This window comes from Verrucomicrobiales bacterium (assembly GCA_016793885.1).
In the GTDB taxonomy this organism is placed as follows: domain Bacteria; phylum Verrucomicrobiota; class Verrucomicrobiia; order Limisphaerales; family UBA11320; genus UBA11320.
This window is the reverse complement of the sequence record JAEUHE010000067.1, coordinates 87441-102347: the sequence shown is the minus strand read 5'-3', so window position 1 is coordinate 102347 and position 14907 is coordinate 87441. Positions and strand designations below refer to the sequence as shown.

The following is a 14907-nucleotide window of genomic DNA, read 5'->3' as shown; positions in this document are numbered from 1 at the left end:
CAGGTGAATCATCTAGGCAGGCGTAACGGCATATCAGCCACTCCGTGGGCCATCACCGCCAAAGTACCGATACAAAGATTCAGTTCTCTGGGATCCACTTTATCCACGGTATCCGCCTCGCTGTGATGATACCAAAAGTAGCGTGTGCGATCGACCACCAGGTCCATTACCGGCACTCCGCCCTGAATCAGCTCCATGACATCCATTCCGCCATTGCCCAGCGTGATTCGTTCGGCACGTAGGGTTCGAAGCGGTTTGGCTATCTCCTGAATCCAGGGTAAAGCCTTTCCACTGCCGGTAAAAGCGAAACCCTCCGGCGCGAACACGCCTCGGTCGGACTCAATCGCCAGAACGTGGTTCGCCAGCTCCCGTTCATGGGCTTTGCGATAGGCCTTCGCGCCCCACAGCCCGTTCTCTTCGCCTGTCCACAACACGAGCCGCAGAGTCCGACGGGGCTGTAGTCCCAACCGCTTCACCAATCGAATCGCCTCCCACGCAGCGATGCAACCACCTCCATCATCCACTGCACCCTGCCCCACGTCCCACGAGTCGATGTGCCCGCCTACCACCACAACTTCGTCAGGAAACTCCCGGCCGAGATACTCGGCCACGACGTTGCGGGAAATGGCGTCAGGGAGGGTCGCCGAGGCGAGTTTGAGGTGAACAACGATCCGTTGGCCGCGGTCCTGCATCCGTCGGAACATGGCCGCATCCTCCAGGGTGATCGCGGCGTGAGGGATGGAACGTTCCCCCACCGTCTTCTGCATGATGCCGGTATGCGGTGTCTGCATGGAGAATGGACCCACGGAACGAATCAAGCTGGCGACGGCCCCCGCCTGGGCAGCTTCCATCGCTCCCCGCGTACGAATCGCCACGGTGGATCCGTAATCGGTGAACGGGAGATCGAACAAGACGATCCTTCCAACGGCCTCCGCTGAGCGTCGCTTGAGTTCCGCGAAGTCGGTAACCACCAGCACTTCCGCTTCGATACCCGCCTCCGGCGTTGGCGACGTCCCTCCGACGCCCAGGATCCTCAACGATTGTCGTCGGGGCAGCCGAAGTTCCAGGGATTCCGCACCCCGCACCCAGTTCGGAACCGTCACAGGTTCTCCACGGACGCGGCTGAATCCATCGAGCCGAAGCTGGTTCAGTATCCAATCGATCGCCGATTCCAGATTCGTAGAGCCGGTGATGCGCGGACCAAAAGTGTCGCACAGCTCGGCTAGTCGGCGATGCGCCTGATCCCCTTCCTGCGCCGCAGTCAGGATCCGGGCGGCTACAATCTGGTGCGGCTGCAAGGTTACAACGATGTCCGCGGGCGCTTCCGAGGGATGCTCCGCGGCAGGGACGATCTCGCGACCCATAAGGAGAACCACCACTCCCAGGACCACGCGAAAGATACGATTCGTCATGTGGTGAGAAGTTCACCACCGTCATCTGCGAATGGCAATCTCCGAGCAGGGCTCAGGGCTTTTGGCGAGTGAAGTCCAAAGGTAGGCGCATCGGACCCTGCTGCCAGTGGCCGTTGAGTTTCGATCCCTCCAACTTCCCCTGGTAAGAGGCACCGATGGCAGCCCACTCGACCTGAACCTGCGGCGGATTGTGACGCACTCGATTGGCAGGGATGCCCTTCGCTCCTTGATCCGGACTATCCAAGGCAGCTGAAAAGCCGCCTTCCGGGAGCTTGGCGATTCTCAGGTCAATTCGCAGTTTCGTCCCCTTGATATCCAACATCCCCTTCCACTCGCCTTGCGGATCGGTGTCCTTATCGGCCACCAACGAGCCAACCGCTATTGGATCGGCATCCGGCTCACCCCGGGCTAAGACCAAAGGCATGCTCTTGCCACCCTGAGTCCACTCCCCGTCAATCGCTGTGCCTGCTGGATTCATTTTTCCCTCGTAGAACCCGCCCACCCCCGGAACCTCCAGCTCCACCACCGGCTTGTGAAAAGTCACTCCGGTAACCGGGAGGTTTCGTGCGCCTTGATCCAAGCTATCGAGGGAGGCGACCCACTTGCCGGCTCCGGCATCCATGATCTTGAAAGCCACACGCAGCTGGGTCGGGCCGGCGGACAGCACACCTTTCCAATAGCCCTGTAATCCTGATCCCGGCTGGGTACGGAGCACCGAGTCGGGTATCGGCGTGGAAATCGCAGTAGGCTGATCCGTTCGCATGAGGGAGAATTCGCGCGCCCGGCCGAGTTGCGTCCACGTGCCAGACCACTGCTTCTCATCCCCGCTCATTCGTCCCTCGAAGACCGCGTTCAATGGGGCGAGTTCGATGCGGGCGCTGTTTCCCTTCACCTTCACCTGCGTGACGGGAATGTCTTTGACCCCCTGATCGATACTGTCGAGGAGGGCCGAGTAGGTGCCATCTGGGGCCCGGCTAAGCTTCGCGACAATGCGGAGGGTAGCCTCCCCCGCTTCGAGAGTTCCCTCCCAGGACCCCGCGAAATTTGAGGCCGGCGTCGCTCCGGAAATCAGACGCATCACTCCGACAGTTCCAACCCCGAGGAAGAGAACGGCAGCAGCGACCGCGAACAAAGTGGTTTTCGTTTTAGTCCAAGCCATAAGTTTCAGAGTGGTGAGTGTGGTTAAAGAAATCCCAACGGCCGGGGCGGCGGTGCTCATGGCAACAGCTGTGACGGTCGCACTCAGCGAAGCCGGAGCAGCCTGAACCGCATGGTCCGCCAGAAGGTGTCCCAGCGTTGTAATCGAGGCCAGCCGACTCCACTTGCCCAGCAATCGGCGAAGCTTCTCGAGCGCGCGCGAAACCCGTTTTTGCGCCCCGTCCTCCGTAGTACCTAGCGCGGCCCCCACCTCCCGATGGTTCTTACCTTCAAAATAGTGCAGCAAAAGCGCGCAACGATCTGGCTCACTCAGGCGGGAAAGCGCCCCCTCGATATGCGGCTCGATTTCGGCCCAGACAGGTTCGGGAGCGGGAGTCGGATCCATAGAATGCTGTTCCCGAAGCTGTCGACGTTGTTGAGTCCGGAGTGCCGCCGTGGCCGCGAACTGGGTGGTGCGGTAGAGCCAGCCTGTCAGGATGGTACCCGCCTTAAGGACCGAAGCCTTTCTGGCCAAGATGATAAAGACCGTCTGGACCACCTCCTCGGCCAAGTGAGGATCGCGAACCCGCCGGAGCGCGGCAGAGTACACCAGGTTGATGTGCCGGCGCACAAGAACTGCGAACGCCTCCTCCGATTGGGAGTCGCAATAAGCCCGCAAGAGCGCCATGTCGCCGAGTTCGGTCATGTTCTTCTGCTAAATAATGCCCGCTCGATGCCAAATCCGACATCATTTCTCGGCTTAAATCCACCTTGCCAACCCTGGTCACTCGCGGCACGCTCGCCCCCTGACATACTTATGATGCGAAATTTCCTGGCGGTTGCACTGATAGGGATCCTGGTTTCGGGTTGCGCCAACACCACCATCACCAATCTCACCCCGTCCCAGTATGTTCGCAATGAGACGGGCGTCTACACCGTTGAGGTGGAACTCACCACGAAACAGCAGTCCCTCCAACATCACACCATCACTCCCACCGTGGTGATCGGACTGGACTCCTACCCGATGCGCCGCACTCTCAAGACGGAGAACCGGTGGGAAGGCACCATCCCGGTTGCCAAAGGAAAAGACCTCGTTAGCTACCATTTCAAATTCGACTACGACTACAGCCGCTTCGGCCAGCCAGGGCGTGACAGCAAGCTGTCCCCCGGTTACGAGTTGAAGATCGTGGAGAAGTGAAATTAGAGAATCGCCCGGTAAAGCTCGGCGAAACTGGTGGCGTCCACTGGAACGGGGTTGAAGCGAGCTGTCCATTGACGTGCTGCTTCTTCCGCCAGCCCTCCCAGATCCTTCTCTTGGAGACCACATTGAGCTAATGACTCGGGCACTCCCGCCGTGCGGAGCGCTTGGCTGAGAAAGTCCGCCAGATCACCCACGGAGGACAGACCGATGCTCCGGGCAAGCTCCCGGTAAAGAGCTGCCGGCACCGGATCGGCGCCGTTGAGGCGAACCACCGCGGGCAGCAGCATTCCCACCGCCTGCCCGTGTACGATGTTGAAGTGAGCGGTGAGCGGGTTGGCTGCCGCGTGCGCAGCCCCCAACATGGAGTTCTCAATGGCGGTCCCCGCCAGCGCCGCGCCGAGAAGCATGCGTCCCCGAGACGCCACATCGGTCGGCCCCTGCAATACGGCGTCGAATGCGCCGGCGCAGAGCCGAAAGGCTTCGCGGGAATAGGCCTGCGAGAGCGGATTGCGTCGGGTGGTGACCGCGGATTCCACGGCATGAGCCAGAGCATCCAGTCCGGTGCAAGCAGTCACTCGGGGCGGCTGCGAGAGGGTCAATTCCGGATCCAACACAGCCACCCGGGCGGCTGCTTTAGGATCCAGGCAGGCCATCTTTTGGTGAGTGGCCTCATCGGCAATCAAGGCCGCAGACTGGCACTCGCTCCCCGTTCCAGCTGTGGTAGGTATGGCAATCAGGGGCAGCATCGGCCGGGTAGCCTTGCCAACACCCCAATAATCCTTCATCTGCCCCCCATTGGTGAGCAGGAAATTGCAGCCCTTGGCGGTATCCATGGAGCTTCCTCCACCCAAGCCCACTATTAAGTCAACCCGGTGCTCCCGCGCTATCTGGAGGCAGTCGTCGACGTCCCGGGTGGTAGGATTCTCACGAACTCGATCGAACGTCGTCACCGACATACCCGCCTGAACGAGCAACTCCCGAATGCGCCCAGCGTGCCCCACCTTGACCAGACCAGGGTCGGTGACCAGAAGAACTCTGTTGCCGCCGCTCTCCCGAGCAAACTCCCCCACTCGGACCACACTGCCAGCACCAAAAACCAAACGCGTGCGGGGCGCGTACTCGAACGCCGGCAGCTCGGTGAGGCCTGGGGGAATGGACGTCATGCAGCCACTACGCTCGCTCGATCGACCGTCGCTTGTAAAGAAACTCGAACATGTTGCCTTCGTGTGGCTGATCCCAGGAGATCTTCATTGTCGAAATAGGTCCGAGATTCAAACGTTCGATGAGTGGGGAATCGAGTAACTCCTGCGTAAACGCGGGGTCTTTGGTAATGGCCGTCACCACCAAGCTGGGTCCGATCTGCTTCAGCATTTCCCGCTGTGGCACTTGAACCACGCTGGCGTAAGGACACAGGAATTCCCGGTTGGCCAGAGGATGCGTGAAAGAATCGCAGCGGACAATCGTCGGCCGCAGATAGGTCCCACCCTGGAAAACGACCTGGCGGGGCCCCTGTCGATAAGTGGCCGTCACATCCTCAGCTCCGGCAATCTTCAAATCGGCCTCGATGGCGTTATTGATGTAATCAGCCATCTTGGGATTGGCAAAGCCCGAGAGCTTCGCAGCCTCGTTGTCGTTAGGCAGCGGCTCGATGGGGCCCAGCTTGCGCGCCAGAGCATCGGCAATTTCCGCCGCATACTTGGGGACCACGACAGCACTGGCGTTGATGCAAGAACGGCCACCATTATCGGAGATGCTGCCAGCCATCAGATCGATATACTCCGGCCAGTTCTCGATCTGGTCCTCACCGATCAAAATCTTGCTAAACCCTGGCCCATGGATCTGGATGGCCGGATTATTAGCATATTGTTGGGTGGTGTTCTTGTCCCCAAAGATGAGGGCACGTCCACAAGACTTGAGGATCTCGCCCGCCCCTTCATGGTCGGTCGCATAGAAACCGAAAGCCTCCGCGGGAACACCAGCTGCAATGAAGGCCTGAATGAGACGATAAGGGGTCCAAGGCTCCTCCTTTCCTGGCTTGATTACCACCGGGGTTTTGAGAGCGATCGCCGGAAGCCAAAGAGAGTTAACGGCCGGAGAGTTGCTGGGCATGACCAGCCCAAGCGCTTGAGTCGTCGGATAGTAGCTGCAGGGCGAGCCACTGACCACGCCGTAGCCGGTGTCGATAATGCTCAGATCCAAACCGCGAGTAAGACCGTTAAGGACGGTCTTCATCTCCAGAAGCGCGTGGTGAATTTTGGCCATGTTGCGACGCACCATCGCATACGGCAACCCGCTGGTAGCACTGAGAGTCTCCACATAATCCTGGGGTGACTGCTGATGGCCCTTGTCGCCCAACGGCAGTGTTCCATTGAGGAATAACCCCCCGGCCTTGGCGCTCAACTCGATCAGCTGAGACGTCGTAAATCGCCGCAGCGCGGCCCGCGCTGAACCGATTTTTTGCAAATCCTTGCGGATAATGCCGGCATTGACAGTGGAAACTTCGGCTCGGGCCTCCCCCGTCCGATGATCCTGGACGGTGATCTTATCCAAACTTTCATAAACCCGACCCAATCGAAGAACCGGAATGTGCGGTACAGTGCTCATGGCAAAACAATACGTATACGGACTATAGGCAGTTCTGGAAGTCTGGCTAGCCTGAATATTGATTTTCGATTTTTTTGGCTTCGCCCTTCACCCGGGGCCGTGTTGCCCCTAAGCTCACCCCCGTGATTAACAGCGAGGCCAAGCTGGCGGAGTGGTTGCCGTCCTTGGAGAACGCATCTTGGTTGGCGATTGATACGGAGGCGGACAGTCTGCACGCCTATCCGGAGAAGCTTTGCCTGCTGCAGATCGGTGTGCCGGGCGGCAACCGATTAGTCGACCCATTGGCGGGGCTGGATCTAAAGCCTTTGCTGGCTGCACTAAAGCCGCACACCCTGATACTCCATGGGGGCGACTACGACATGCGAATGCTGCGCAAGGACTTGGACTTCGTCCCTACGGCCGTGTTCGACACCATGTTGGCGGCTCGGCTGCTGGGAATTCGCGAGTTCGGATTGACTCACTTGCTATCCAGTTTCTTGGGCATCACCCTGGAGAAAGGTCCACAGAAGGCCAACTGGGCTCGGCGACCGCTCACTCCGCGCATGGAGGCCTACGCCCTGAACGACATCGCCCATCTCTGGCCCCTCTCCAACCTGATTCGCGATGAACTCAAAGCCAAAGGACGTCTGAGTTGGCACGAGGAGATGTGCCAGCGATTGATAGCGGACAACAGCCATGTCCCCCCTCCCGACCCGGACCTCATCTGGCGCATCAAGGGAAGTCGACACCTCCCCCCGCGCGCTCTGGCCGTCCTCAAAGAACTCTGGACGTGGCGAGAGCGCGAGGCGGTAGCCGCCAATCGCCCGCCGTATTTTATTCTCTCCTCTGAGATTGTCATCGCGCTAGCGGCCAGCAGCCTCGACGCCACTAAATCCTTGGAGGGTTTCCTCCCCAAACATCTGACCCCGCGCCGTCGGCGAGGCATTCTGGACGCGGTCCAACAAGGGCGTAAGGCTCATCCGTTGCCCAGCGTGATCCGCGTTCGTGCCACCCCTCCCACCGAGGCGAGCAAACGTCGGTTCGCCGAATTGGAGAAACGTCGCAACCAGCGTGCGACGGAGCTCGCCATGGATCCGACCGTCATCGCCAGCCGGGCCACACTCGCGGCTCTAGCCCAGGATTGGGACCAGGCTTCGGCCGAACTGATGAGCTGGCAGCGCGAGCTCCTCCGGGGCTGATCCCGACATGCCCAGCAACCCTGAGTTGAAGCTGCTGCTGGTCGAGGATAACCCCGGTGATGCCTCATTGGTCCGAGCTTATCTGGCGGAAAACCTGCACCACCACTTCACGGTGACCCATGTCACCTCCTTAGCGACGGCCTTAGCCCGGCTCAAGGACCACAACCCGGATTTAGTGCTGCTCGACCTCAGCCTGCCTGACAGCCAGGGGCTCGCCACCTTTCGACAAGTCAATCAGCAGGCCCCCGAGGTGCCCATCATAGTGATGAGTGGGGTCGAGGATGAGGATCTTGCCGCCCTGACGGTCCACGAAGGGGCGCAGGATTATCTGCCGAAAACGGGTCTGGATGGCAGGCTGCTGGGGCGATCGATTCGTTACTCGCTCGAGCGAAAGCACATCGAAGACGCCCTTGCTCACGAGCGCGACCTGCTTTACACCATTATCGACAATGTCCCCGATCGGATCTTCATCAAAGACCTTCACAGCCACTTCCTGAAAACCAATCGATCCTTGGCGAAGCGATTTGGGCTGACACATCCACGCGAGATGGTCGGGAAGTCCGATTCCGATTTCTTTGCCCAGGGTCACGCGGAGCTGGCCCGTGTCGATGAGCAGGAGATTATGCGGACCGGCCAACCCATGCTCGACAAGGTGGAATGCGAGGCCTTGCCGGATGGCACCACCAACTGGGTCATCACCTCAAAGCTGCCGCTGAGCGACAAAACCGGCCGGTTGCTCGGAACCTTTGGCATATCCCGGGACATCACCGCGCTCAAAATCGCCGAGCAGGCGCTGAGCACCGAGCGGAACCTCCTGCGCAGCCTCATCGACAATCTGCCCGACTACATCTACGCAAAAGATGTGGACTGCCGGTATACGCTAGACAATGAAGCCCATCGTCGCTTGCTGGGAGTCAGCCGCATGGAGGAGGTCATCGGAAAGAAGGTCACCGACTTTTTTCCCGCCAACCTAGCCAGCAAGTACGACGCTGACGACCAGACGATCGTCCGCACCGGACGCCCCATGATCAACCATGTGGAGCGGGCCGTGGATCGGTCCGGAAACGCCCGTTGGCACTGCTCGACCAAGATTCCTTTGCGCGACGAGACAGGCCAGCTCAGCGGCTTGGTTTGCATCACCCGGGATATCACCGAGACCCACGAAGCGCAGGAAAAGCTCGAGAAGGCAAACGTTGAACTCGGCCGAAATCGCGAGGAGTTGATGCGCGCCTTGACTGAGCTGCAGGCCTCCCATCGGCAGCTCAAGGATGCCCAAGGCCAGTTGATCCAGGCAGAGAAGCTGCAATCCATCGGCCGACTGGCAGCCGGGGTAGCCCATGAGGTCAAGAACCCGCTCGCCATCATCCGCATGGGCCTCGACCACCTGGCTCAGGAAATTTCCGACACGAACGCCGAAGGCCAGCTCACGTTGCGCGACATGCGCGAAGCGATCCAGCGGGCCGATGGCATCATCCTGGGACTCCTAGACTTTGCGCGACCCCGAGAGCTGAACACCAAGCCGCATGACCTCAATGCCGTGGTCGAGCAAACCGTCAGCATGGTTCGATTCGCCGCGAAGAAGTCCAAGGTCAAACTGGTCCGGGAGATCGCGCCCGATCTGCCGCCCATCTGGATCGATCCTGACAAGATCAAGCAGATCCTGCTCAATCTCATGACCAACTCCATCCAAGCCCTGTCCCAGGAGGGAGGCACCGTCAGCGTGCGCACGCGGCTTAAGACCCTCGAGGCGGAGGATATTTCCACGGTCCGTGACGCCCGGGTGGCCCACGCCTTTCACGCTGGGGACAAAGTCGTGGTACTCGAAGTCCGCGACAACGGGCCAGGCATTCCGGCTGACAAAATCTCACAGATTTTCGATCCCTTCTTCACCACGAAGGAACCGGGCAAGGGTACCGGGCTCGGTTTGAGCGTCACCCGAAAGCTGGTGGAGATGCACGGCGGGACCTTGGAGATAAGAAATCGGAAAAGTGGTGGAGTTCTGGCATCGATCTGGTTAAAGGTCTAATGGCTTTATGGAAAAGAAACGTATCCTGGTGATCGACGACGAAACCTCTTTCACGCGGATGGTCCGTCTGAATCTGGAAAAGACCGGCCGCTTCGAGGTTCGCGAGGAGAACTCAGCTCCCCAGGCGCTCACGACGGCCCGGGACTTTCAACCCGACCTGATCCTGCTGGACGTGCTCATGCCCAGCATGGATGGAGGGGATGTTGCCGCACAAATAAAACGCAATCGACAGCTTAAAGGTGTGCCGATCGTGTTCCTGACCGCGACTGTCTCGGCGCAGGAGGCTGGCAAAGGCGGGCTCAATAGCGGAGGCGAGATTTTTCTGGGAAAACCGATCAGCGCTGAGCAACTCATCCAGGTTATTGATGAACAGCTGCCCAAAGATCCGCCGCCGACCGACGAGCAAGCTTCAGTCTTACCAGCTTAGGATTCGCGAAAGAATACCTTGAGCAAATGATGAGTGTTTTAGGATGAACTCGATCAAGACGGATGAGAAAGCGACCTCCGCGCACACGTTGTTTAGTTCGGACGAGGCAGCTCTACTTTTGAAGACTCTGAATGAAACCTCAGAAGTCGGGGCGCTCTCCGCGAAGAGCCAGGATGTCCCGCCGGATTCTCCGCCAGTTGGCAACCGGATCCTTTGATCCCGTCCCTCCATGAGAGCCGGTGGCACTGATTGAAGTGAACCACCCAGCTCCGGGCACTTTAGACGAAGAGGACGCTGACTGCTTCTTCCCCAAACTTGGGCTTTCTTCCCATTCGGTCTAACCCTAGGCTCGGCGAGCCACCGCCTCATTCTATGAAGAGCACTTCGGCCAGCCAGGTTGACACAGTCGGAAGAGACAGCACCGAGTCGGATGTTTCGGCGCAGCCGATTCTCGAGGCAGTCGGTTTGAGGAAAGCTTTTGGCGGCACGATGGCGGTGGACGGCACGAATCTGACGGTGTATCCGGGAGAGATCTATGGGTTCCTGGGGACGAACGGAGCGGGCAAGACGACCACCATCCGTCTCCTAATGGGCATCCTGAAGCTCGATGCCGGTTCACTGCGGCTGTTCGGTGAGGCGACGCAGCGAACCTCTCTCGAACAGAAGCAACGGATTGGATATGTTTCACAAGAACCCGCGTTTTACCCCTGGATGACCTGCCGCTACTTGGGGCGGTTTGTCGGCGGACTGTATCCCTCGTGGGACAGCACGGAGTTCGAACGCCTCCTCGATCTCTTCGAACTTCCGCGCGATCGCCGGGCGGAACAGCTTTCGGGAGGGATGAAGGCCAAGCTGGCGTTGGCCTTGGCCCTGGCACCGCGTCCGGATCTGCTCGTACTGGATGAGCCCACAGCCGGATTGGATCCATTGGCGCGTCGGGAATTCATGGATACGATTGTCACGGAGGCTCGCACTCATCGAAGGACCACGTTCTTCTCCTCCCACCTGATCGATGAGGTGGAGCGATGTGCTGATCGGATTGGGATCATCCAAGCGGGGCGGATGCGCTGGGAGGGCCCGCTCGGGGTGTTGCGTCGTGAAGTCAGGCGGATCGCCGTAAAGGTTGGCTCCTCGGCTGAGCTGCCACCCACTTTTGCCGTGTGGAAGGAGGAGAGCGTGGAAGGGCAGCGAGTGTTGATGGTGCGGGCATTGCTGACAGACTGGGACAGCCTGCCGGACGGTTGCTCCCTCCATCCGACGCAGCCGAGTCTCGAGGATATTTTCATTGCCTGTGTGAGCGGGCGGAGAGGGGCGGCATGATCCGCTGTTTGCTGGGCAAGGAGCTCCGGCAGCACTCCCTCACGCTCGCACTGCTGTGGGGAGCCTTGGCGCTGGTTTTCATCGGCCTTTCAGCAGGGCATTCCGCGTTGGGGATGGCGGGAAGTCGCTTCGATGCGGTCCGAACGTTTTTGCTATTCGGTTTGAGTCTGGGTGCACTGACGCTCGGGCAGTTACTCGTCGCGTCTGAGTTCCAGCACCGCGTCCCGGTCTTTGTGGAAGGGCTTCCCCTCTCACGTGGCTGGATGTTCGGCGTGAAGTTCGTCCTAGGAGCGACCTTCCTCGAAGCCGTCGCGGTTGCAGCCTTGGGAGGCTCGGTGTGGATGGGGCGGTACAGCGAATGGATCACCAGCCGCTTTTTATGGATCTTGCTCTCCACGACGATGATTTGGACCGTCTTTGTGTGGGCGGCGGCTTACTTGACCGCCTTCCTGGGGCGCTATCGATTCCTGGCCTGGGGCGCGCTGCTCGCGGTGGCGGGGGCGCTGGGGGAACGATTCAAGGTGGATCTCCAGACGATACCTCCGCTGTCCCTCCTGGGGATCCGGTTTGGATATGAGGGGTTGGAGTGGGATTCAGCAGCGCTGGGCATCACCCTGACCGTGGCGGCCGGATTGTTCGTCGCGGCACTCTGGCTGGGTGCATCGCAAAACGGGGATCGGGCCGCGGCCTTGGCCCGCCCGATGAAGCTCCGTGAAAAACTCAATCTCACCGCCGTGGTGGGCATGGTCATCATGTTGTTCACCCACCACCTGACTCAGGAGGAACGCAAACAGCCGCTGCTCATCCCGGGGAGTGAAGTGCTTCGGGAGGGTAAGGCGGTTGTCGAATGGTCCTCGGCCGCGCCTCTGGAAGAGGCCCGGGATTTTCGTCGAGGCCATGAGCTGATGGAACGGCTGGCAAAGGAGTTGGCCGCGCTCGGCGATTACCTCCAGGCGCAATCGCTCCCGCACCTCGTGGTTATCCACCGGGCCGACCTCGGTCCGCAGGAATTCAAACGAGGGGAGCTCGACTCCGCTCAGGGCTGTCTGGTGCGGGTCAACCTGCTGGCATCCGATCTGGATGAGCGGAGGTTCTTCGGCTGGGTAACCGAGCAATGCTTGATTGCCAAGAGCCACGGCCGGGCGACGCTGGAATCCCGGGCCTGGGTTCTCGACGGGTTCGTCCGATTGTGGTCGGAGCGCGACCCGGCGGTGCGCACACTCCAGCTCGGGACGGAGACGAAGCGTGTCGCACAATCCTTGGCTCCCCAACGGTTGGATGTTCCGGGAGTCCGGCGTTGGCGAACTTTGGTTCGCGATCAGGGGACCAACACCGCCACCGCCGCGGCCGCCCTCGGACTGGCGAGCCTGGGAGAAGGAAATCAGGGTGACGGCCTCCGCCGGTTCCTGGCGCACATGCTGGGACGGGAAACCCCGAAGGATTGGCGAGCCTGGCTGCGCGATCTCTGGAGCCCGCCTAGCTCGGTCATGCGGACCACGACCGGGGTCCGTTTCCCCGAGTTTGTCGAGCGCTGGCAGCAGGCCTTGGCGAATGCTCCACCGTCGGGTCCCTTGCCGCCATGAGAGGCCTGCTCACCAAGGAACTGCGGATGTTGGTTCCCTTCCTGGGGCTGTATCTGTTTTTGACGGCGGTGTCCGTGTGGGTCGCCCCCAGCGATCCGGTCTTCCCCGATCTCCCGCAGCCGGATCTGCACAAGTTTTTCACCGAATTTCTGACGAATCTGGTGGGCAATCAGTGCTTCTTTGGCCTGTTGATCGGGGCAGGGTTGTTGGTGAACGAGGAGGAGAACGGCACGCTGGGGTTCCTCGACGGACTCCCGGTTCGCCGGACGACGGTGTTCGCAGCGAAGTGGATTGCAGGCTTCCTGGTGCTCACCGCAATGCTCGTCATGGATTGGGGGCTGGGGGTGGGATCGCTCGGGTTGTCCTGGGAATCCACGCGTCCTCCGTTTCCTTGGGGCGATCTGCTGAAGGTGTGGTTGCTGGCTCAGGGCATATCGTTCCTGTGCCTGGGAGTGGCTTTGTGGCTTTCCCTTCTCCGCCGTTGGCTTCTGATCGGAGTGGGGATCCTGGGGTTGTTCCTCGTGTGGCTCGAGTTGGATCAGTTTCGCTGGATGGCCTGGCTCAGCCCGTTCTCCCTGATGTCACTCAGCGTGGTTCAGAACGGTGTGCAAATTCCCGCGGAACCCCTCCTGAGCCAGATTGGGATTGGGGCCGTGGCGGCGCTCGTAGCTCTGGGGGGCTTCCACCGGATGGGAACGACGACCACGAATACTTGGGCGGCGTGGGTAAACCGTTCCCATCCGCGGGCACAGCTTTTGAGGCTGGCATCCTGGGTTCTGGGAATCGCAATCTTCGGCTCTATGATCTGGGGAGTGGGGAAGCTGGCGGAACGCGACGGTTCGAGCGGTGAAATGGAAAACCCTCTAGCGAGCGAAAAGGCGTTTCGTAGCCTGTCCAACCAGAACTACCGGTTTTTGTTCTGGGACTCGGACCGAACCAGCACCGTGGACTTGCTTCAGCACGCGGATGCGGCCTACGGGGATGTCGCAGCATTGCTAGGGGCACCCCCGCGACGGGATCTGATCCTGGTGGATCTCGGTTCCCGGACCCGTCCGGAGGTGTTGGGCCACGCGCATTGGAAGAAGATTCATGTGGACCGGGCCTCGTTGGGGACGCCCATGGCCAGAACTGTGCTGATCCACGAGACGGCGCATGTCCTCCTCGAGGAGCTGAGCCAAGGTCGAGCCAGTGAACAGTTTCGTTTCACCCGATTCTTTCACGAGGGGCTGGCCACTTACGTGGAAAACAAATTCGCTTCCTCCCCCCGGCCGCGGGAGGAGTCGGACGTGGCCGCCGCGGCTGCCCACCGCTGGCGACCGATGGAGTTCGAGGCGTTAGCGGATGATCACAAGCTAATCGCGGAGCGCGACGCGAAGCTGGTTTATCCGATGGGGGCAGTTTGGTGCGAGGCCCTGGTCGAATGCTACGGGGAAGGTGGGCTCGGTGAGGTGGCGCGGGCGATGAGCAAGGTTCATGCAGCACCGAAGGACGCCCGGACCTTTTGGAGTGAGGTCCTGGGCCGTGCCGGACAGGATTTAGAGCGGGTGAACGCCGCGTTCGCAAAGAGATTGGGTATCATCGCGTCCTCCAATGCCCCGGTCCTGACTTCCTTGCCACGACTGCGTGCCCGCGCGAGCTTGCGGGGCGATGTGGTGTGGGTCCAGGTGAGCTTCGAGGGGAACTCCCCAGGCCGACTCTCCTTGGAAGCTCGAGTGAATCCGGACCAAGGCCTCATCGGCGTGGATTCGGTCCTTTTGTCCGATGGCGAAGGGTTTCGTTTGGACCGGGCTAGATACGCCGGCGAAGCGGTCTGGGTAGCCCCCGGCTGGATGGTAACTCTCCCCGATGGGGCGAGTTTCGAAGTCTTCGAGCCGTGGGGTCAGATCCCGGTCGAAAGATAGTCAACGAGCGCGGCTTCGCTATCGGTTTGCTCGTTCACTGGCCGATTGTTACCCGCCGGCGCGCAAAACGGTGTGACCTCCGATGGGTTCGGCATCCGCCACCGAGCCCCGAACCTTC

General features: G+C 60.3%; 11 protein-coding genes. 7 read left to right on the top strand and 4 right to left on the bottom strand.

The features are described from left to right. Positions 1-8 precede the first annotated feature (8 nt). Positions 9-1412 (bottom strand): M20/M25/M40 family metallo-hydrolase, encoded by a 1404-nt coding sequence (locus tag JNN07_08710; GenBank protein ID MBL9167809.1) that lies wholly within the window; start codon positions 1410-1412, stop codon positions 9-11. A 52-nt stretch (positions 1413-1464) separates the two neighbouring features. Further along, complete coding sequence (locus JNN07_08705; protein MBL9167808.1) at positions 1465-3255, bottom strand: sigma-70 family RNA polymerase sigma factor; 1791 nt, start codon at positions 3253-3255, stop codon at positions 1465-1467. 111 nt (positions 3256-3366) lie between these two features. Here JNN07_08705 and JNN07_08700 point away from each other — a divergent pair, with 111 nt between their 5' ends. After that, positions 3367-3747: a hypothetical protein gene (locus JNN07_08700; protein ID MBL9167807.1), complete on the top strand. Its 381-nt coding sequence runs from the start codon at positions 3367-3369 to the stop codon at positions 3745-3747. A gap of 2 nt (positions 3748-3749) precedes the next feature. Here the strand turns inward: JNN07_08700 and JNN07_08695 are convergent, their stop codons facing one another. Both JNN07_08695 and JNN07_08690 read right to left on the bottom strand, forming a co-directional pair. After that, positions 3750-4913, bottom strand: coding sequence for an iron-containing alcohol dehydrogenase (locus JNN07_08695; protein ID MBL9167806.1), 1164 nt, complete (start codon positions 4911-4913; stop codon positions 3750-3752). Between the two features lie 7 nt (positions 4914-4920). Beyond that, positions 4921-6354 (bottom strand): aldehyde dehydrogenase family protein, encoded by a 1434-nt coding sequence (locus JNN07_08690; protein MBL9167805.1) that lies wholly within the window; start codon positions 6352-6354, stop codon positions 4921-4923. A gap of 122 nt (positions 6355-6476) precedes the next feature. Here JNN07_08690 and JNN07_08685 point away from each other — a divergent pair, with 122 nt between their 5' ends. From JNN07_08685 to JNN07_08660, 6 genes are all read left to right on the top strand, one after another. Beyond that, the gene (locus tag JNN07_08685) at positions 6477-7532 is read left to right on the top strand and encodes an HRDC domain-containing protein (GenBank protein MBL9167804.1); all 1056 of its coding nucleotides are present in this window, start codon (positions 6477-6479) and stop codon (positions 7530-7532) included. Between the two features lie 7 nt (positions 7533-7539). Continuing rightward, positions 7540-9558, top strand: coding sequence for a PAS domain S-box protein (locus tag JNN07_08680; protein MBL9167803.1), 2019 nt, complete (start codon positions 7540-7542; stop codon positions 9556-9558). Between the two features lie 7 nt (positions 9559-9565). Continuing rightward, positions 9566-9985, top strand: a complete 420-nt coding sequence (locus tag JNN07_08675) for a response regulator (protein MBL9167802.1) — start codon at positions 9566-9568, stop codon at positions 9983-9985. A gap of 372 nt (positions 9986-10357) precedes the next feature. Continuing rightward, entirely contained in the window at positions 10358-11305 is a 948-nt protein-coding gene (locus tag JNN07_08670; GenBank protein ID MBL9167801.1) for an ABC transporter ATP-binding protein, read from the top strand. Further along, positions 11302-12888 (top strand): hypothetical protein, encoded by a 1587-nt coding sequence (locus JNN07_08665; protein ID MBL9167800.1) that lies wholly within the window; start codon positions 11302-11304, stop codon positions 12886-12888. Before JNN07_08670 ends, JNN07_08665 begins: the two co-directional genes overlap by 4 nt. Continuing rightward, on the top strand, positions 12885-14789 hold the full coding sequence (locus JNN07_08660) for an ABC transporter permease (GenBank protein MBL9167799.1): 1905 nt from the start codon (positions 12885-12887) through the stop codon (positions 14787-14789). Before JNN07_08665 ends, JNN07_08660 begins: the two co-directional genes overlap by 4 nt. Positions 14790-14907 lie beyond the last annotated feature (118 nt).